This is a genomic window from Lentzea sp. NPDC036949 (assembly GCF_055608075.1).
The window spans coordinates 117,260-133,341 of the sequence record NZ_JBVJRA010000005.1; the positions used below are offsets into that span (position 1 = coordinate 117,260).

General features: G+C 71.9%; 19 protein-coding genes. 9 read left to right on the forward strand and 10 right to left on the reverse strand.

The genetic code is table 11. The annotated features are described in order from the left end of the window. Window positions 1–23: 23 nt before the first annotated feature. From ACZ7CD_RS16015 to ACZ7CD_RS16035, 5 genes are all read left to right on the forward strand, one after another. Entirely contained in the window at window positions 24–683 is a 660-nt protein-coding gene (locus tag ACZ7CD_RS16015) for a response regulator transcription factor (RefSeq protein WP_360387195.1), read from the forward strand. After that, the gene (locus ACZ7CD_RS16020) at window positions 684–1,988 is read left to right on the forward strand and encodes a sensor histidine kinase (RefSeq protein WP_360387193.1); all 1,305 of its coding nucleotides are present in this window, start codon (window positions 684–686) and stop codon (window positions 1,986–1,988) included. Beyond that, window positions 1,985–2,848 (forward strand): TAXI family TRAP transporter solute-binding subunit, encoded by an 864-nt coding sequence (locus ACZ7CD_RS16025; RefSeq protein ID WP_360387191.1) that lies wholly within the window; start codon window positions 1,985–1,987, stop codon window positions 2,846–2,848. Before ACZ7CD_RS16020 ends, ACZ7CD_RS16025 begins: the two co-directional genes overlap by 4 nt. After that, entirely contained in the window at window positions 2,845–3,378 is a 534-nt protein-coding gene (locus tag ACZ7CD_RS16030) for a dihydrofolate reductase family protein (protein WP_470373334.1), read from the forward strand. The genes ACZ7CD_RS16025 and ACZ7CD_RS16030 overlap by 4 nt, the downstream gene beginning before the upstream one ends. 62 nt (window positions 3,379–3,440) lie before the next feature. Continuing rightward, window positions 3,441–4,334, forward strand: coding sequence for an IS982 family transposase (locus tag ACZ7CD_RS16035; protein ID WP_470379149.1), 894 nt, complete (start codon window positions 3,441–3,443; stop codon window positions 4,332–4,334). Window positions 4,335–4,354: 20 nt separating this feature from the next. Here the strand turns inward: ACZ7CD_RS16035 and ACZ7CD_RS16040 are convergent, their stop codons facing one another. The 5 genes from ACZ7CD_RS16040 to ACZ7CD_RS16060 form a co-directional block, all read right to left on the reverse strand. Next, a complete protein-coding gene (locus ACZ7CD_RS16040; RefSeq protein WP_360387186.1) occupies window positions 4,355–5,320 on the reverse strand; it encodes a VWA domain-containing protein in 966 nt (321 codons plus the stop codon). Further along, the gene (locus tag ACZ7CD_RS16045; protein ID WP_458434438.1) at window positions 5,317–6,198 is read right to left on the reverse strand and encodes a DUF58 domain-containing protein; all 882 of its coding nucleotides are present in this window, start codon (window positions 6,196–6,198) and stop codon (window positions 5,317–5,319) included. Before ACZ7CD_RS16045 ends, ACZ7CD_RS16040 begins: the two co-directional genes overlap by 4 nt. Window positions 6,199–6,260: 62 nt before the next feature. Then, window positions 6,261–7,325 carry an AAA family ATPase gene (locus ACZ7CD_RS16050; RefSeq protein WP_458433319.1) on the reverse strand — a complete coding sequence of 355 codons (1,065 nt, stop codon included), beginning with the start codon at window positions 7,323–7,325 and terminating at the stop codon, window positions 6,261–6,263. Window positions 7,326–7,371: 46 nt separating this feature from the next. Further along, window positions 7,372–7,902: a molybdenum cofactor guanylyltransferase gene (gene mobA, locus ACZ7CD_RS16055; RefSeq protein ID WP_470379150.1), complete on the reverse strand. Its 531-nt coding sequence runs from the start codon at window positions 7,900–7,902 to the stop codon at window positions 7,372–7,374. Then, window positions 7,899–8,555 (reverse strand): TetR/AcrR family transcriptional regulator, encoded by a 657-nt coding sequence (locus tag ACZ7CD_RS16060; protein WP_470379151.1) that lies wholly within the window; start codon window positions 8,553–8,555, stop codon window positions 7,899–7,901. The genes mobA and ACZ7CD_RS16060 overlap by 4 nt, the downstream gene beginning before the upstream one ends. Window positions 8,556–8,712: 157 nt before the next feature. On the opposite strand from ACZ7CD_RS16060, the gene ACZ7CD_RS16065 reads away from it, so the two are divergent. From ACZ7CD_RS16065 to ACZ7CD_RS16080, 4 genes are all read left to right on the forward strand, one after another. After that, window positions 8,713–9,054 (forward strand): DUF2203 domain-containing protein, encoded by a 342-nt coding sequence (locus ACZ7CD_RS16065; RefSeq protein WP_360387176.1) that lies wholly within the window; start codon window positions 8,713–8,715, stop codon window positions 9,052–9,054. A gap of 110 nt (window positions 9,055–9,164) precedes the next feature. Then, entirely contained in the window at window positions 9,165–9,713 is a 549-nt protein-coding gene (locus ACZ7CD_RS16070; RefSeq protein WP_470379152.1) for a cysteine hydrolase family protein, read from the forward strand. Further along, a complete protein-coding gene (locus tag ACZ7CD_RS16075) occupies window positions 9,710–10,612 on the forward strand; it encodes a GlxA family transcriptional regulator (RefSeq protein WP_360387172.1) in 903 nt (300 codons plus the stop codon). The genes ACZ7CD_RS16070 and ACZ7CD_RS16075 overlap by 4 nt, the downstream gene beginning before the upstream one ends. Window positions 10,613–10,675: 63 nt before the next feature. Further along, complete coding sequence (locus ACZ7CD_RS16080) at window positions 10,676–11,233, forward strand: cysteine hydrolase family protein (protein ID WP_470379153.1); 558 nt, start codon at window positions 10,676–10,678, stop codon at window positions 11,231–11,233. Here ACZ7CD_RS16080 and ACZ7CD_RS16085 read toward each other — a convergent pair. The 5 genes from ACZ7CD_RS16085 to ACZ7CD_RS16105 all read right to left on the reverse strand — a co-directional run bounded on the left by ACZ7CD_RS16085 (window position 11,220) and on the right by ACZ7CD_RS16105 (window position 16,078). Continuing rightward, window positions 11,220–11,609, reverse strand: coding sequence for a hypothetical protein (locus ACZ7CD_RS16085; protein WP_470379154.1), 390 nt, complete (start codon window positions 11,607–11,609; stop codon window positions 11,220–11,222). The two genes, ACZ7CD_RS16080 and ACZ7CD_RS16085, sit on opposite strands and share 14 nt — an antisense overlap. Next, the gene (locus ACZ7CD_RS16090) at window positions 11,606–12,250 is read right to left on the reverse strand and encodes a Rossmann-fold NAD(P)-binding domain-containing protein (protein WP_470379155.1); all 645 of its coding nucleotides are present in this window, start codon (window positions 12,248–12,250) and stop codon (window positions 11,606–11,608) included. The genes ACZ7CD_RS16085 and ACZ7CD_RS16090 overlap by 4 nt, the downstream gene beginning before the upstream one ends. Window positions 12,251–12,297: 47 nt before the next feature. Then, window positions 12,298–13,608 carry an NlpC/P60 family protein gene (locus ACZ7CD_RS16095; RefSeq protein ID WP_360387161.1) on the reverse strand — a complete coding sequence of 437 codons (1,311 nt, stop codon included), beginning with the start codon at window positions 13,606–13,608 and terminating at the stop codon, window positions 12,298–12,300. Between the two features lie 135 nt (window positions 13,609–13,743). After that, entirely contained in the window at window positions 13,744–15,258 is a 1,515-nt protein-coding gene (locus ACZ7CD_RS16100; RefSeq protein ID WP_470379156.1) for a class I adenylate-forming enzyme family protein, read from the reverse strand. 10 nt (window positions 15,259–15,268) lie between these two features. Continuing rightward, window positions 15,269–16,078 (reverse strand): SIR2 family NAD-dependent protein deacylase, encoded by an 810-nt coding sequence (locus ACZ7CD_RS16105; RefSeq protein ID WP_470379157.1) that lies wholly within the window; start codon window positions 16,076–16,078, stop codon window positions 15,269–15,271. Between the last annotated feature and the right edge of the window lie 4 nt (window positions 16,079–16,082).

Here is a 16,082-nt window from a genome sequence, read left to right on the forward strand (position 1 = left end):
CCATCCCGGGCGATACTGCTCCCATGCGGGTGCTGTTGGTCGAGGACGACGACGGTGTCGCCGACGCCCTGGTGGAGGCACTGCGGGCGAACGGCCACCGGCCTGCCCGCGTGCGCAGGGGGTCCGACGCGCTGATCGCGCACCGCGACGCGGACGTGGTGCTGCTCGACCTCGGCCTGCCCGACCAGGACGGCCTGGAGGTGCTGCGCAAGCTCCGCAGGATCGACCCGGTGCCGGTGCTGGTGCTGACCGCGCGCGGGGACGAGCGGACCGTGGTGCGCGGGTTGCGGCTGGGCGCGGACGACTACCTGGTCAAGCCGGTGCGGCTGGCCGAGCTGCTGGCCCGCATCGACGCGGTGGCGCGGCGCAGTGCGGCGCGGTCGCAGGAGCAGGGCGACCTGGTGCGGGTGTCCGATGTGGAGATCGACCTGCAGAGCCGCCAGGTCGTGGTCGGCGGGCGGGAGATCTCGTTGACCACCAAGGAGTTCGACGTGCTGGCGGTGCTCGCGCGGCGGCCGGGCACGGCGGTGAGCCGCCAGCAGCTGATGGACGAGGTGTGGGGCAACGCGTTCGTGGCGGTGTCGCGGACGCTGGACGTGCACCTCACGCAGCTGCGCGCCAAGCTCGACCGGCCGGGGCTGCTGCACACCATCCGCGGTTTCGGCTACCGGCTCGGTGAGTAGATGCGGCAACGGCTGCTGGTGGTGCTGCTGCTGTTCTCGCTGTCGGCGGTGACCGCGTTCGCCGTGCCGCTGCTGATGAGCACGGCCAGCGAGCGCACCCAGCGGTTCGTGATCGGCCGGACCGCCGACCTGGACCGGTTCGCGACCCTGCCGAACGACCTGGTGGTCGCGGAGGCGTTGCGCTACACCGAGGTCTACGGCGAGGAGGTCGTGGTCGTCGACGCCGCCGGGCGGCCGCTCGTCGAGTCCGGCATGGCGGTGGCCGACGTGTCCAGCCAGATCGACGCCGCGTTGCGCAACCAGCCGGCCGCGCCGGTGCGGACGGTGCTGCCCTGGAACGGCGGTGACGTGCTGTTCGCGCGACCGGTCGGCACCGGCACGAAGGTGGCGGGCGCGGTGGTGGTGCGCGCGTCCACCAGGGTGGCCGCGGCGGATGTCGCGCAGCGGTGGGCGCTGGTGCTCGCGGGGGCGTTGCTGGCGGCCTGCGCGTGCGTGTTGCTGGCGCTGGTCGTGGCGCGGTGGCTGCTGCGGCCGTTGAAGGAGCTCGACCGGGGTGTGCGGGCGGTCGCGGAGGGGCAGCGGCGCGCGCACGTCGCCGACACCGCGGGCCCGGCCGAGCTGCGGGCGTTGTCGGAGTCGTTCAACCGGATGTCCGACGCGGTGGCCGAGGCCGCCGACCAGCAGCGCCGGCTCATCGCGGACGCCTCGCACCAGCTGCGCAACCCGATGGCGGCGCTGCGGCTGCGGGTGGACATGCTGCCGGACAACGGTTCCCTGCTCACCGAGGTCGAGCGGCTGGAGTCGTTGCTGGACGGCCTGCTCGCGCTCGCGTCGGCCGAGAGCACCGCCACCGAACGGGCGGCGGGCGGGGTCGAGCCCGAGCTGGCCGACCTGCGGGCCGTGGCGCACGACCGGGTCGACGCGTGGCGGGCGGCGGCCGGGGCGGCGGGCGTGACGATCACCGTGGACGACCGCGCGCCGGGCCTGGTGCGGTGTGCCGTCTCGGACCTGGCGCAGGTGCTGGACGTGCTGCTGGACAACGCCATCAGGTACGGCGGCACCGAGGTGGCCGTGGTGTGCGACCGCGCGACTCTCACCGTGCGCGACAACGGTCCCGGTCTGTCCGAGGAGGACATCGAGCACGCGACCGAGCGGTTCTGGCGTGGTGGCGGCCCGCAGCGCGGCACCGGCCTCGGCCTGGCCATCGCCGAACGCATCGTGACCGCCCACGGCGGGGAGCTGCGGCTGCACACCGACGGTGGCCTGGTCGCGACCGTGGAGCTGCCGAAGGAGCCGCTGCTGTGAAGCGCCGGACCCTCCTGCTGGGCGCGCTGGCCCTCACCGCGTGCGGGACGAGCGAACCCAGCGGCACCATCCGCGTCGCGGGCGGCGAGCCCGGCGGGTTCTACAACGACTTCGCCGCCCTGCTGTCCCGCCTCGCCACCGGCTCGCTGACGATCACGCCGATCGAGACCGGCGGCAGCGCCGACAACCTGCGGCACCTGCGCGAGGGCACCGCCGACCTCGCGCTGACCCTGAGCGACAGCGCCCACCTGGAGCCCGGCCTGGTCGCGGTGGGCCGCGTCTACGAGAACTATCTCCAGCTCGTCGTGCTCGCCGACTCGCCGTACCGCAGCGCGGCCGACCTCGCCGGCCGGCCCGTGTCGCTGGGCGCCGCCGGGTCCGGCGCGGCGCTGCAGGGCGAACGGCTCGCGCTGGGCGTGCGGGAGGAGCACTACCCGCTGCGCAACGCCGTGGACGCGCTGAAGGCGGGCGAGATCGCGGCGCTGCTGTGGTCGGGCGGCGTGCCGACGCCGGAGCTCGACCGGGCGGAGGGGATCAGGCTGCTGCCGCTCGACGGGTTCCTGCCCCGGCTGCGGCAGAACCACGGCAAGGTCTACGAACGCGTGGACGTGCGCACCGGCGTCTACGACTCCCCCGTCGACATCCCGACGATCGGCACGCCGAACCTGCTGGTGTGCCGGCCCGACCTCGGCGCCGACCTCGCGGGAGCGGTGGTGCGGCTGCTGGTCGCGAACGCGGCGCGGCTGGTGCCGCAGCAGGCGCTCGGCACCCAGTACCTCGATGTGCGCAGTCTCATCGACACGGGCACGGTGCCGCTGCACGCCGGTGCCGCGGCGGAGTACCGGAGGATTCACGGATGATCATCACGATGGCGTCGGTCTCGCTGGACGGCTTCATGGAGGGACCCGGCCACGACATCAGCTGGCACCGGGTCGACGAGGAGCTGCACGGGCACTTCAACACCGAGCTGGCGCGGATGAGCCGGTTCATCGACGGCCGCCGCAACCACGAGACGATGCTCGCGGCGTGGCCGCACACCGGCGAGCACCCCGAGTGGGCGCCGTCGATGCACGAGTTCGGTCGGATCTGGCGGGAGATGCCCAAGATCGTGTACTCGCGGACGCTCGACACCACCGCGTGGAACACCGTGGTGCGGCGGGAGGTCGACCCGGACGAGATCAGGGCGCTGCCCGGGGACAGCGTGGTCGGCGGCGCGCAGCTCGTGGGGACGTTCTTCGAGCACGACCTGGTCGACGAGGTCCGCCTGTACGTCAACCCGGTCGCGCTCGGCGCGGGCACGCCGTTCTTCACACGGCCGAAGACCCTGGCGCTCAAGAGCACCAGGGCCTTCGGGAACGGTGTGGTGGAGCTGGTCTACGGCAGGGGCTAGACGAGTAATGCGTAAGTCAGGGTGGCAGCCGGGGACGGACGAAGGGTGTTCAAGATCCGTTTGTGACGACAGACCTGAACACCCTTCTGACCGCACTCTACGTCAAGATCGACGACCGCCTCGCCGGTCGGCCTCGGGCGGGCAGACCGCCGAAGCTCACCGACGCCGAGCTGGTCACCCTGGCCGTGGCCCAGGCGCTGCTGGGGTTCACGTCCGAAGCCAGGTGGTTGCGGTTCTTGCCTCTCCGGATGCCCGGCGCGTTTCGGTACCTGCCCGGCCAGTCCGGCTACAACCGGCGCCTGCGCGCCGCGCTACCCCTGATCAAAAAAGTGGCGCGCTGGCTGGCAACCGACACCGACCTGTGGACCGACGACACCTGGATCGTCGACTCCACCCCGGTCGAGTGCGGCCGCTCCCGGCCCACGGTCATGCGTTCAGAGCTGGCCGGCTGGGCGAAATACGGCTACTGCCGCTCACACTCCCGCTGGTTCTGGGGGCTGCGCCTGCACCTGGTCTGCACCCCGGCCGGACTGCCGATCACCTGGGCACTGGCCGACCCGAAGATCGACGAACGGCAGGTGCTCATGGCCATCTGCGACCACGAACCCGACCTGCTCACCGCCCGACCAGGCTTACTGATCATCGCCGACAAAGGTTATGTGTCCCGCGAACTCGACCGGTTCCTGGCAGTACGCGGAGTCCGGCTGATCCGGCCGTCCTATCGCAACCGCACACCCCATCCCGGCGAACGCCTGCTCAAATCCATCAGGCAACTCATCGAGTCCGTCAACGACACGCTCAAAGGACAGCTGGACCTCGAACAGCACGGCGGACGCACCATCGACGGCGTCGGGGTCCGCATCGCCCAACGCATCCTGGCCCTCACAGCCGCTATCTGGCACAACCGCGCCACCGGCCAGCCCGTCACCCGATCCCTGACCGCCTACGACCACTGACCGACTTACGCATTACTCGTCTAGGGCAGTCTCTGGCCCAGCAGCAACGCCGCGGCGGCCGCGACCATCGCCGTCAGCGTGCCGAGCACCAGCCACGGCTTGGACGCGTCCGCCTGCTTCTTCTCGTAGCCGATCTGCTCGCCGAGCGTGTCGTACACCCGGCGCAGCTCCTCGGCGGAGGCGGCCTTGAAGAACTCGCCGCCGGAGATCTTCGCGATCTCCTTCATCGAGTCGTCGTCGACCGGCACGGCCTGCTGGCGGCCCTCGATGTCGACCACGCCGTCCTCGGTGCCGAACGAGATCGTGGAGATCGGGATACCGGCCTTCTTCGCGTCGTCCGCCGCGTCGAACGCCTTGCGGGTGCCGACCGTCTCCTTGCCGTCCGTCATCAGCACGATGCGGGCCGGAGGGGGCCCCTCGGCGCCGCCGACGACCTTGCCGAACGAGTCGATGGACGCCATCGCGGCGACCAGCGCGTCACCGGTCGCGGTCGACTGGGCGAGCTTGAGCCCGTCGATCGACTGCGACACGGCCGCGCGGTCGGTGGTGGGCGCGACCAGCACCGTCGCCGAGCCCGCGAACGAGATCAGGCCCAGGTTGATGCCCGGCGTGAGGCCTTCGGCGAACGACTTGGCCGCCACCTGCGCGGCCTCCAGCCGGGACGGCTTCACGTCGGTGGCCTTCATCGACAGCGACACGTCGACCACGAGCATCACGGTCGCCCGGTTGCGCGGGACCCGCTGCTCCGACGTCGGCCCGGCCAGCGCGACGGTCAGCAGCGCGAGCGCCGCGAGCAGGAACGCCGCCGGGACGTGCCGCGACCAGCGTTCCCGCTTGGGCGCGACCTTCTCCAGCAGCTCCAGGTTCGTGAACCGCAGCACGCGCTTGCGGCGCATGCGCTGGGCGAGCACGTACCCGGCCGCGAGCACACCGACGGCGACGAGCAGCAGGAACCACCACGGGGCGACGAAGTTCGAAAAGCTCATGCGACACCCCCAGACCAACGGCGCTTGCGCGCCACCACGAAGCGGACCGTGTCCGCGATCCAGTCGGAGTCGGTCCGCAGCACCAGGTGCCCGGCGCCCGCGCGGCGCAGCCCGGCGGCGACCTCGGCCCGGTGCTCAGCGGCCGCGGCGTTGAACTCCTTGCGCAGCAACGCCGACGCGGTCACCTCGCGCTGCCGGCCGGTCTCCGGGTCGGACAGCACGACGGTGCCGACCTCGGGCAGGTCGACGTCGCGCGGGTCGACGACCTCGATGGCCACCAGCTCGTGCCGTGCCGACAGCGCGCGCAGCGGCCGTTGCCACTCCATGCCGCCGAGGAAGTCGGAGATCACCACGATCAGCCCGCGCCGGCGCGGCGGGCGGCGCAGCTGCTCCAGCAACGCCGCCAGGTCACCGCGGGTGCCCTCGCTCGCACGCGGCGTCTCGGCGATCTTGCGGATCATGCCGCGGGCGTGCGCCAGGCCACCGCGCGCCGGGATGCGCACGTTCTCCGCACCCGTCGAGATCGCGGCACCGATCCGGTTGCCGCCACCGCGGGTCAGGTGCGCCACGGCGGCTGTCGCGGCAATCGCCAGGTCGCGCTTCTCGCAGGCCGCGGTGCCGAAGTCGAGCGACGGCGACAGGTCGACCGCCACCCACGTCTCCAGCTCGCGGTCGGCGACCGTCTCGCGGATGTGCGGCACGGTGGTGCGGGCGGTGACCGCCCAGTCCATCCGGCGCACGTCGTCACCGGGCTGGTAGGTCCGCGCCTCGCCCGGCTCGGTGCCCGGTCCCGGCACGAGACCGAGGTGGTTGCCCTGCAGCAGGCCGTCCAGGCGGCGCCGCACGTCGAGCTCCAGCATGCGCAGCGCGGCCTCCATGCGGCCGCCGTGCAGGACCGGGGGCGCCCACGAGGGGCGCTCGGCGGTGGCCTTGTCCTTGCTCACGGCCTACCAGCCGGAACCGGCTGCTGCGGGCGCGCGGACACCTGCGGCAGCGGCACGATCTGCAGCACGCGGGTGATGATGTGGTCGATCGGCACGCCGTCGGCCAGCGCGTCGTAGGACAGCACGAGGCGGTGGCGCAGCACGTCCGGCACGACGTCCACGACGTCCTGCGGCAGCACGTAGTCACGGCCGCGCACGAGCGCGAGGCCACGGGCGGCGGCGATGATGCCCAGCGACGCACGCGGCGAGGCACCGTAGGCGACCCAGCCGGCGACGTCGGTCAGGCCGTGCTCGGCCGGTGCGCGGGTCGCGATCACCAGGCGCACCACGTAGTCGACCAGTGCGTGGTGGACGAAGACGCGCGACGCCACGCCCTGCAGGCGCACCAGCTCCTCCGGCGAGAGGACCTGGTTCGGCGTGGGCGCCTCGACACCCATGCGGTAGACGATCTCGCGCTCTTCCTCGGCCGTGGGGTACTCGACCTGGATCTTGAACAGGAACCGGTCGCGCTGCGCCTCCGGCAGCGGGTACACGCCCTCGTTCTCGATCGGGTTCTGCGTCGCCAGCACCAGGAACGGGTTCGGCATCGGGAAGGTCTTGCCGCCGATGGACACGTGCCGCTCGGCCATGACCTCCAGCATCGCCGACTGGACCTTGGCCGGCGCGCGGTTGATCTCGTCGGCCAGCACGAAGTTGGCGACCACGGGGCCGAGCTCGACGTCGAACGCCTCGCTGGACTGGCGGTAGATGCGGGTGCCGAGGATGTCGGCGGGCACCAGGTCGGGCGTGAACTGCACGCGGCTGAACGAGCCGCCGACCACGCGCGCGAACGTCTCGACGGCGAGCGTCTTCGCGACACCCGGCACACCTTCGAGCAGCAGGTGGCCCTTGGCCAGCAGACCCACGAGCATCCGCTCGACGAGCCGGTCCTGGCCGACGATGACCCGCTTCACCTCGAACACGGTGCGTTCGAGCAGCTGGGCGTCACGAGCCGGGGTGACGGGCGCCGGTGCGTTCGGCGTTGCCTCGGCGGCGGGCTCGGTCACGGTGCGGGCCTCCATGTGGAACAGGGTTTTCCGATCGTGAGCAGTCTTGCTCACGGGCTGTTCATTGGGTGTGAAGGGTGTCCAGGTCATCGGGTGTGTCGACGTCACGCGCCTCACCGGGCAAAGCGGACACTTCCACCGGCGCGAGCTTGCGCAACGTTCGGCGCAGCGGCTGGTCGCGCGGGTCCTCCGGCAGGACTTCGCGCAGCTCGGCGGCGTTCCAGAAGCCGATCAGCCACTGCACGCGGTCGTCGGCGAGCACGGCGTTGCCGCCCGCCGCGCGCAGCCTGGCGATCGTGCCGGCGGTGAGGCCGGGCTGGTCGACGGCGAGCACGGCGACCCACTCCTCGGTCACGTGCGCGAGACCGGCGGCGAGCCCGGCCAGCGGCCCTCCGCCGGGTGGGTCCTCCCGGGCCCAGACGACGCCGGGCCGGTCTTTCTCCGGGCCCACAACGACGATCCGCGCCGCGTCGTCCACAACGGACAGCACGTGGTCGAGCAGTGTGGCGTCCCGGTAGGACAGCGCGGCCTTGTCGACGCCGCCGAGCCGTTCGCCCGTGCCGCCGGTGAGGATGATCGCCGCGTACGTCACGCGCGCCTCGCGATGTGCGCGGCGACGCCGTCCAGGAACAGCCGCAGGCCGAAGTCGGCCCCGATGTCGTCGCCGTGGGCCACGTCGAACGCGCCGGCGTCGATGACCTCGGCGAGTGCGGGCATGGCGCGCGGGTCGACCACCGCGCGCAGCGCCTGCCCGTACTGGTCGGGGTTGCTCTGGAAGCCCTGGGACGGGGTGGTGGTCAGCCGCGCCTCGCCCTGCACGAACGTCGACAGGCCCATCACGACGCCGACCTTCTCCCCCGGCTCCAGCGGCGTGCCCCCGAGGGCGGTGAGCGCGCTGTCGAGCCAGGCGAGGTTCCCCGGGCCGACCGGCGGGCCGCTGATCGGGATCCGCAGGAACCACGGGCGCCTGCGGATCGCCCGGAGCAGCGCCCGTGCCCAGACGCCGAGCCTGTCGCGCCACTCGCCGTCGGGCAGCGGCGGCGGGTCCTCCATCGCCGCGTCCCACATCAGCGCGAGCAGCTCGTCCTTGCTCTTCACGTGGCGGTAGAGCGCCATCGTCGCGTTGCCCATCTCCTGCGCGACGCGCGCCATGGACACGGCGGCCAGCCCTTCGGCGTCCGCGATCGCGATGGCGGCTCGTGTGATGTCGGCGGCGTCGATGGTCGGCTTCCGCCCCCTCTTCATGCCCCTAGTCAAACAGATGCGTACGCCATACGCTCATTCAGGTTTTGCCGCACAGCGGCCGCGGTGTCGCGAACGGCTCGCGCCGAGGCCGATCCGGTTCACGATGAGGTCACCCGGTCGCCACGTCACCCCCGCCACTGTGCCAGCCTTGGCACCCGTGGAACTGTTCACGCTCGACGAGGCCCGTGCCGAGCTCACCCGCCTGCTGCCGGTGCTCGACGAGATCGTCCGGCTGCGCGCCGACGCGGCCGAGCTCGCGTCCGGCACCACGTCCCTGGGCGGTCTGCCGGAGTTCAAGGCGGCGCAGGCCCGGCTCGACGAGCTGATGGAGTCCGTGCAGCAGACCGGCGCCGAACTGAAGGGCTTCGCGCCGCTGCTGGTCGACTTCCCCTCGCAGCTCGACGGCGTGCCGGTGCTGCTGTGCTGGCTGGAGGGCGACCGGACGCTCGACTGGTACCACCGCGCCGACCTCGGGTTCGCCGGCCGCCGCCGACTCTGACCCCCTGCTGACCAAGGCATCTGCACGGGGGCTGCGTGGTGACCGGATCGGTCCGCAGTGCGGCCGGGTCGTGCCTGGTTCGGCCGTGGCGGTCCGACGAGGCTGGTGGCATGAAGCGCGCATTGATCGTCATCGACGTCCAGGAGTCGTTCCGCCGGCGTCCCAGCTGGGCCGAGGTGTCCAACCCCGGCGTCGTGGGCCAGGTGAACCGGCTGGTCGACCTCGCCCGCGACTCCGGCGACCTGGTGGTGTGGGTGCTGCACTCCGAACCGGGCAGCGGTGACGTGTTCGACCCGGCGCTCGGGCACGTGCGGCTGATGGACGGGCTGACACCGCTCGACGACGAGCCGCTGCTGACCAAGACCTCGCACAACGCGTTCACCACGACCAACCTGCAGCAGACGCTGACCGCGCGGGGTGTGCGGGAGCTGCTGGTCAGCGGCATCCGCACCGAGCAGTGCTGCGAGACGACCACGCGGGTCGGCTCGGACCTCGGGTTCGACATGACGTTCGTGACGGACGCGACCGCGACCACGCCGTTGCCGCACTGGCGCACCGGGGCGGTGCTCGGCGTGCAGGAGGTCATCGAGCGCACCGAGTACGTCCTGGCGGGCCGGTTCGCGCGGATCTCGGACGTCGCTACGCTGACCGGATCGTGACCAGAGTCGTCTTCCTGCTCGTACCGGGAGTGCACCTGCTCGACCTCGCGGGGCCGGCGCAGGTGTTCTCCAGCGCGGCCGACTTCGGTGCCGGCTACGCACTGTCGTACGTCGGCGACTCGGTGTCGGTGCCGAGCCACCAGGGCGTGCCGCTGGGGGCGTCGACCGAGCTGCCCCCGCTGGGGGCGGACGACCTCCTGGTCGTGCCGGGATGGCGGTCGTCGACGTTGGTGGGCACCGGAGCGTTGAGTGCGCGCGCTCTGGCGTGGGTGCGCGCGCACCACGACAGCGGCGGCATGGTGGCGAGTGTGTGTGCCGGAGCCGATGCGCTCGGCCGTGCCGGACTGCTCGACGGCCGTCGTTGCACCACCCACCACGAACTGCAGGACGAGCTCGAACGCCGCTACCCCGCCGCACGGGTCGTGCGCGACGTTCTGTACGTGGAGGACAGTCGGGTCGTGACGTCGGCCGGCATCGCGAGCGGCATCGACCTCGCGCTGCACCTTGTCGCCGTGCGCAACGGTCCTTCCGTGGCCGCCGCCGTCGCACGCACGATGGTGGTTTACGCGCGCAGGAACGGCGACGACCACCAGGCGAGCGTGCTGCTGCGGTACCGATCCCACGTCAACGAGACCGTGCACCGCATCCAGGACGTCATCGAGACGCGTCTCGCCGATCGCCTCTCGTTGGCAGAACTGGCATTGCTGGCCGGATGCAGCGAACGGACGGTCACGCGCCTGTTCGGCCGCGCGACCGGTATGACCCCGTTGAAGTATCAACAGGCGTTGCGCGTCGAACGCGCCGAACACCTCATCGGCAAGGGCGCCACCGTGGAGGTCGCCGCGCGTTCGGTCGGCTTCGAGGACGCCCGGATGTTGCGCCGCCTGCGTTCGCGCTGAGCCGCACGCGTGCGCCCCGCCGAGGGTCGACAACCCCGCCTCACCTGGGCATAGTCTGCCGCCGTGACCACTCTCGCGAACCGCCCCAACACCGCGTTGCTCGTGATCGACGTGCAGAACGGCGTCGTGAACCACGCCCACGACCGCGACACGGTGGTGGGCAACGTGGCCACCCTCGTGGACAAGGCCCGCGCGGCCGGCGTCGACGTGGTCTGGGTGCAGCACAGCAACCCCGAGCACATGCCGAAGGGCTCCGACGGCTGGCGGTTCGTCGCCGAACTGGAGGTCGCCGACGGCGAACCGGTGGTGCACAAGGCCTACGCCGACTCGTTCGAGGCGACCGACCTCGAAGAGGTGTTGGCGGCCAAGGGGATCGGCCACGTGTTCGTGTCCGGCGCGCAGACCGACGAGTGCATCCGCTCCACCCTGCACGGCGCCCTGGTCCGCGGCTACGACGCCACCCTCGTGAGCGACGCCCACACCACCGAGGACCTGTCCGAGTGGGGCGCACCCACACCGGACCTGGTCATCGCGCACACGAACCTCTACTGGGCCAACCACACCGCGCCGGGCCGCACCGCGGGCACGGTGAAGACCGAGGACGCGTTCACGCCAGCGTGAGCAGGTGGGAGCTGGGGCTGTAGTCGATCTTCCAGTCCTCGTACACGCCGCACTGGCCGCACGCGAGGCACCGCAGCCCGACGCTCACCCACCGCACCTCACCGTCCGCCCGGCACGCCGCCCCGAGCACGGCGGCGAACTCCTCGCCACCGCACGGGCACGCGCACTCCTGCGCCTCGTCGTCCTCCCAGTGCTCCGCCGAGTCGGCCAGGAACGCCGCCGTGCCGCAGCCCAGGCACGTCCGCCGCACCGCGCACTCCTCGGTCAGCTGCACGCCGAACGCCCGGCCGCCGCACGCGCCGCACACCGACTCGACCACGTGCGTGACCTCGTACCCGCCCGCACGGAAGTCGCGGACGTACTCGTCGAGAGTCATGCCGCGAGCCGGTTGATCTCGTCGCTGCGCAGCACCCGCGTGGCCGGCCGCACGCCCTTCGCGAGCGCCACCAGCGCGCGCCCCAGCTGCTCGGTCGACGTCACGTGCTTCGGCGCGACCCTGGCCAGCACCGGGAACAGCCACGACGACCACGAGTAGACGTACCGGTAGATGCGCGTGCGCGAGGTGATCCCGTGGCGCGGCTGGATGAACCCCGGCCGCACCACGAACGCCGTCCGGTCCAGCGCCAGCAGCTCGTTCTCGGTCCGGCCCTTCACCCGTGCCCACATCGTCTTGCTGCCGGCGTCCGCGCCTTCACCCGACACGTACACATACGTGCCACCAACAACACGGGCCGCCTCAAGCGCGTAGTCGTGCGTCACGGGCGTGTACTCCGCTTCGCTCAACCCGGCCGACGTCACACCCACGCAGTAGAAGCACGCGTCGGCGTCGGCCAGTTCGCCGGCGATCGGCGTGAGGTCGGCGAAGTCCGCGTGCACGACGTGCCGCAGCTTCGGTGACGCCACGTCCAACGGCGAGCGCCCGACCGTGACGACCTCACGCACCTCGGGGTCGAGGAGGCACTCCCGCAGCGCTCCCTGCCCCACCATCCCGGAACCGCCGAACACCACGATCTTCACGACGACAACCTAGCCCCGCACCGCCCTCACCGAGGAGCCGGCGAAGATCAGAGCAGCCGGGTCACGTACGGCATGATCCCGCCGTACCGCACCGGCGAGATCCGCACCACCGCACCGGAGTGCGGCGCCTCCACCATCATCCCGCCGCCGAGGTACAACGCCACGTGCGTGCCGCCGCCGGGTCCCCAGAAGATCATGTCGCCAGGAGCCATCTGCGACAGCGGCACCTTGCGGCCGGAGTTGTACTGGTAACCGCTGTAGTGCGGCAGGTACACGCCCGCGCCGGCGAAGGCGTACATCATCAGGCCGGAGCAGTCGAAGCCGATCTTGCGGTAGTCGCCGAAGGAGTCGGCCACGCCGCCGTCACGGACGCCGTAGGTGGGGCCGTAGTGGTTGCCGCCGCCCCACGCGTAGATGACGCCGCGTTGGGCCAATGCGCGGTTGATGACGGTTTGCACGCGTGAGACCGAGGGTGCGGCAACGGCAGCAGGGCGTGGTGCGGCGGCAGGGGCCGGAGCAGCAACGGCCGCGGCGGCAGCGGCTGCGGCGCGGCGGGCGTTCTCCTCCTCCTCGCGGTGCTTGGCGTCGATCCACTGGTCGTACTGGCGGCGCTGGGCTTCGAGGCCGGTGACCTCGCCGCGGGCGGCGAGCAACTCGCGTTCGACGGCGTCCTTGTCGGACTGCAGCTCGGTGGTCGCGGTGGCCTGGGCCTCGTGCGCGGCCACGGCTTCCTGCTGGGCGGCCTCGGCCACGCGCTTGGCCTCGTCGGCGGCCGCCTGCTTCTCCTCGGCCTTGCGCAGGGCGGCGCGGGCGGCGGAGTCGAGGTTCGCCGCGGTGCCCTGGTCGCGCATGACCTGGTCGAGGGCGTTCAGGGAGGACGAGGAGACCGCTTCGAGCATCTGCGCACGGGCGAGGAGGTCCTCGGGGGACTTGGCGCCGAAGTACGCGGAGATCGAGCCGACCGTGCTGCGCTGCGCGTACGAGGCGGCGACGAACTCGTCGAGGGCGCGGCGCGAGTCCTCGACGGCACGGGAGGCGGCGTCGGCCTGGGTGCGGGCGGAGGTGGCCTCGCGGCGGGCGGCCTCGGCCTCGGAGACGGCGGTCTCCAGGTCGACGCGGGCCTTGTTGGCGAGCTCGCGCTTGTAGGAGACCTGGTCGAGCAGCTCCTGCAGGCGGGCTTCCGCCTGGGTCAGGCGGCCGGTCAGCTCGCCGACCCGTGCCGCCTTCGCATCCGCCTGTGCGCGCGAGGCCGAGATCTCCGCGTCGCTCGGGTTCGGCGGAGGCGGGGGAACAGCGGCGGCCGTCCCCGTGAGGACGGCCGTCATCAGCACCGCGGCGGCGGAGAGTCGCGTCAGCATCCGGACATCACCTCCGACCGAATTAGACCAATCAGTCCCGGGTGGCGCATCTGGAACCGATGCACCGTCAGCCACTCGTGTCACAGTTGACCACGCAAGCGGTCCACTGGGGACGATCGGTTTGTCGGCGTGTCGTCAGTTCACGCCGCGGGCGCGCCCGGTCCAGTACGGTTCGCGGAGCTTGAACTTCTGGATCTTGCCGGTGGCCGTGCGCGGGATCGAGTCGCGGAACTCGACCGAGGTGGGGGCCTTGTAGCCGGCCAGGCGGTCCTTGCAGTGCCGGATCAGCTCGGCTTCGGTCACCTCCGCGGACCGCACGACGAGCGCCTTGATCGTTTCACCCCACCTCTCGTCGGGCACGCCGATCACGGCGACCTCGGCGACGGCCGGGTGGGAGAACAGGCAGTCCTCGACCTCGATCGACGACACGTTCTCGCCGCCGGTGATGATCACGTCCTTCTTGCGGTCGGAGATCGTCAGGTGGCCCTCGTCGTCGAACTGGCCGCCGTCACCGGTGTGGAACCAGCCGTCCTCGATCGCCGCGGCGGTCGCGTCCGGGTTCTCCCAGTAGCCCTCCATGACCACATTGGACCGTGCGAGCACCTCGCCGGTGCCGGAGATCCGCAGCCGCGCGCCCAGCGCGGGCACGCCCGCCCGTGACTGCTTCTTCGCCTTCTCCTCGCCCTCCGGACCCGGCTGGGCGCGGTTGAACGTGAGCAGCGGCGCCGTCTCGGTCAGGCCGTAGATCTGCAGGAACTCCCAGCCGAGCTCCTCGGTCACCCGCTGGATCGTGCGCGACGGCGGCGGTGCGCCCGCGCAGACGATCCGCACGCGGTCACGGCCGGGGATCTCGCCGTCCCACGACGCCGCGGCGTCCAGCACGGCGTTCCACACGGCCGGTGCGCCGCACATCAGCGTGACGCCGTGGTCGCGGACCCGGCGCAGGATCTCCGCGCCGTCGACCTTGCGCAGCACGACCTGCGGCACGCCCAGGCCGGCCAGCCCGAACGGCATGCCCCAGCCGTTGCAGTGGAACATCGGCAGCACGTGCATGTACACGTCGCCTTCCCACGCACGGGTGTGCATGGCGAACGTGACGGCGTTCAGCCAGATGTTGCGATGGGTCAACTGCACGCCCTTGGGCCGCGCGGTCGTGCCGGAGGTGTAGTTGATCGTGGCGGTCGCGTCCTCCGAGGGCGCGCTCCACGGCCGTGGCTCCACATCGAACCGCAGCAGCGACTCCGACTCCTCGCCGAGCGTGAACCGGTGCCGCGCGACCACGTCGTCCAGCTCCAGCTCGGGGTCGACGAACAACGCCGACGCGCCGCTGTGCTCGACGATGTACCTGACCTCGTCGGGGTGCAGGCGGAAGTTGACCGGCACGCAGATGCGGCCGCTGCCGGGCACCGCGTGCAGCAGCTCCAGCAGCCGCGCCGAGTTGTGGCTGACGACGGCGACGCGTTCGCCCTCGCCGACGCCCAGCTCGTCGAGCCCCGCCTGCCACGCGCGCACACGGGCCGCCATCCGTGCGTACGTCGTCGTCTCGACCGGTCCGGCCGGCTGGTCCGGCTCGTCGACGGTCGCCGTCGTGGCCCCGAACGCGAACGACGCCCGGTCCAGGAAGTCCGTCGTGATCAGCGGTACGCGCATGGTCCCGACCCTACGACCAGGTGCTCGGATCTCCCCAGGACGAGAACCGGCCTCCCCCGGATGGAGGAACGGAGCTGAGGTCGGGCAGCACCTCGCCGACCGGTTCGCGCACGACGACGGCGGCGAGGGAGTCGTACGGAGTCGGCTCGTCGTTGCAGATGACGACCCGCGCCCCGGCCTTCGCCGCGAGCGCCACCAGTCCCGCGGCGGGCTGCACGGACAGGGAGGTGCCGGCCACCAGCAGCAGGTCGCAGTCCAGTGCGGCGAGCCGGGACCTGCGCAGCACCTCGCCGTCGAGCTCCTGCCCGAACGAGACGGTGGCGGACTTGAGGACTCCGCCGCAGCGCACGCACGCCGGTTCGGCCTCGCCGTCGGCGACGCGCTTCAACGCGTCGCGCATCGGGCCGGTGGCGCCGCAGTCGAGGCACACCGTGGCGTGCAGCGTGCCGTGCAGCTCCAGCACCCGGTGCGGGTCGGAGCCGGCTTTCTGGTGCAGGCCGTCGACGTTCTGCGTGACCACGGTGCGCAACCGGCCGGACCGTTCCAGTTCGACCAGCGCGCGGTGCGCGGCGTTCGGTGTGGCCGTCCACACGGGATGGTCGAGCCGCGAGCGCCACGTCCGCCTGCGCACCTCGGCGTCGGCGAGGTAGGAGGAGAGGGTGGCGCCCCGACCGGCGTCCGCGTCGCGCGCCCACACCCCGCCGGGATCGCGGAAGTCGGGGATGCCCGAGTCCGTGGAGACCCCGGCACCGGTCAGCACCGTGATCCGGTGGGCGGACGCGACCAGCGCCCGTGCCGCACTGCACGCGTCGGAGGCCATCGGG

Coding starts and splice junctions, on each gene's coding strand:
- ACZ7CD_RS16020 (WP_360387193.1), top strand. CDS start 684: ATGCGGCAACGGCTGCTGGTGGTGCTGCTGCTGTTCTCGCTGTCGGCG.
- ACZ7CD_RS16045 (WP_458434438.1), bottom strand. CDS start 6,198: ATGGAGGCCGCGCTGCGCATGCTGGAGCTCGACGTGCGGCGCCGCCTG.
- ACZ7CD_RS16050 (WP_458433319.1), bottom strand. CDS start 7,325: ATGGAGGCCCGCACCGTGACCGAGCCCGCCGCCGAGGCAACGCCGAAC.
- ACZ7CD_RS16085 (WP_470379154.1), bottom strand. CDS start 11,609: ATGACTCTCGACGAGTACGTCCGCGACTTCCGTGCGGGCGGGTACGAG.
- ACZ7CD_RS16060 (WP_470379151.1), bottom strand. CDS start 8,555: ATGAAGAGGGGGCGGAAGCCGACCATCGACGCCGCCGACATCACACGA.
- ACZ7CD_RS16030 (WP_470373334.1), top strand. CDS start 2,845: ATGATCATCACGATGGCGTCGGTCTCGCTGGACGGCTTCATGGAGGGA.
- ACZ7CD_RS16040 (WP_360387186.1), bottom strand. CDS start 5,320: ATGAGCTTTTCGAACTTCGTCGCCCCGTGGTGGTTCCTGCTGCTCGTC.
- ACZ7CD_RS16015 (WP_360387195.1), top strand. CDS start 24: ATGCGGGTGCTGTTGGTCGAGGACGACGACGGTGTCGCCGACGCCCTG.
- ACZ7CD_RS16100 (WP_470379156.1), bottom strand. CDS start 15,258: ATGCGCGTACCGCTGATCACGACGGACTTCCTGGACCGGGCGTCGTTC.
- ACZ7CD_RS16070 (WP_470379152.1), top strand. CDS start 9,165: ATGAAGCGCGCATTGATCGTCATCGACGTCCAGGAGTCGTTCCGCCGG.
- ACZ7CD_RS16095 (WP_360387161.1), bottom strand. CDS start 13,608: ATGCTGACGCGACTCTCCGCCGCCGCGGTGCTGATGACGGCCGTCCTC.
- ACZ7CD_RS16105 (WP_470379157.1), bottom strand. CDS start 16,078: ATGGCCTCCGACGCGTGCAGTGCGGCACGGGCGCTGGTCGCGTCCGCC.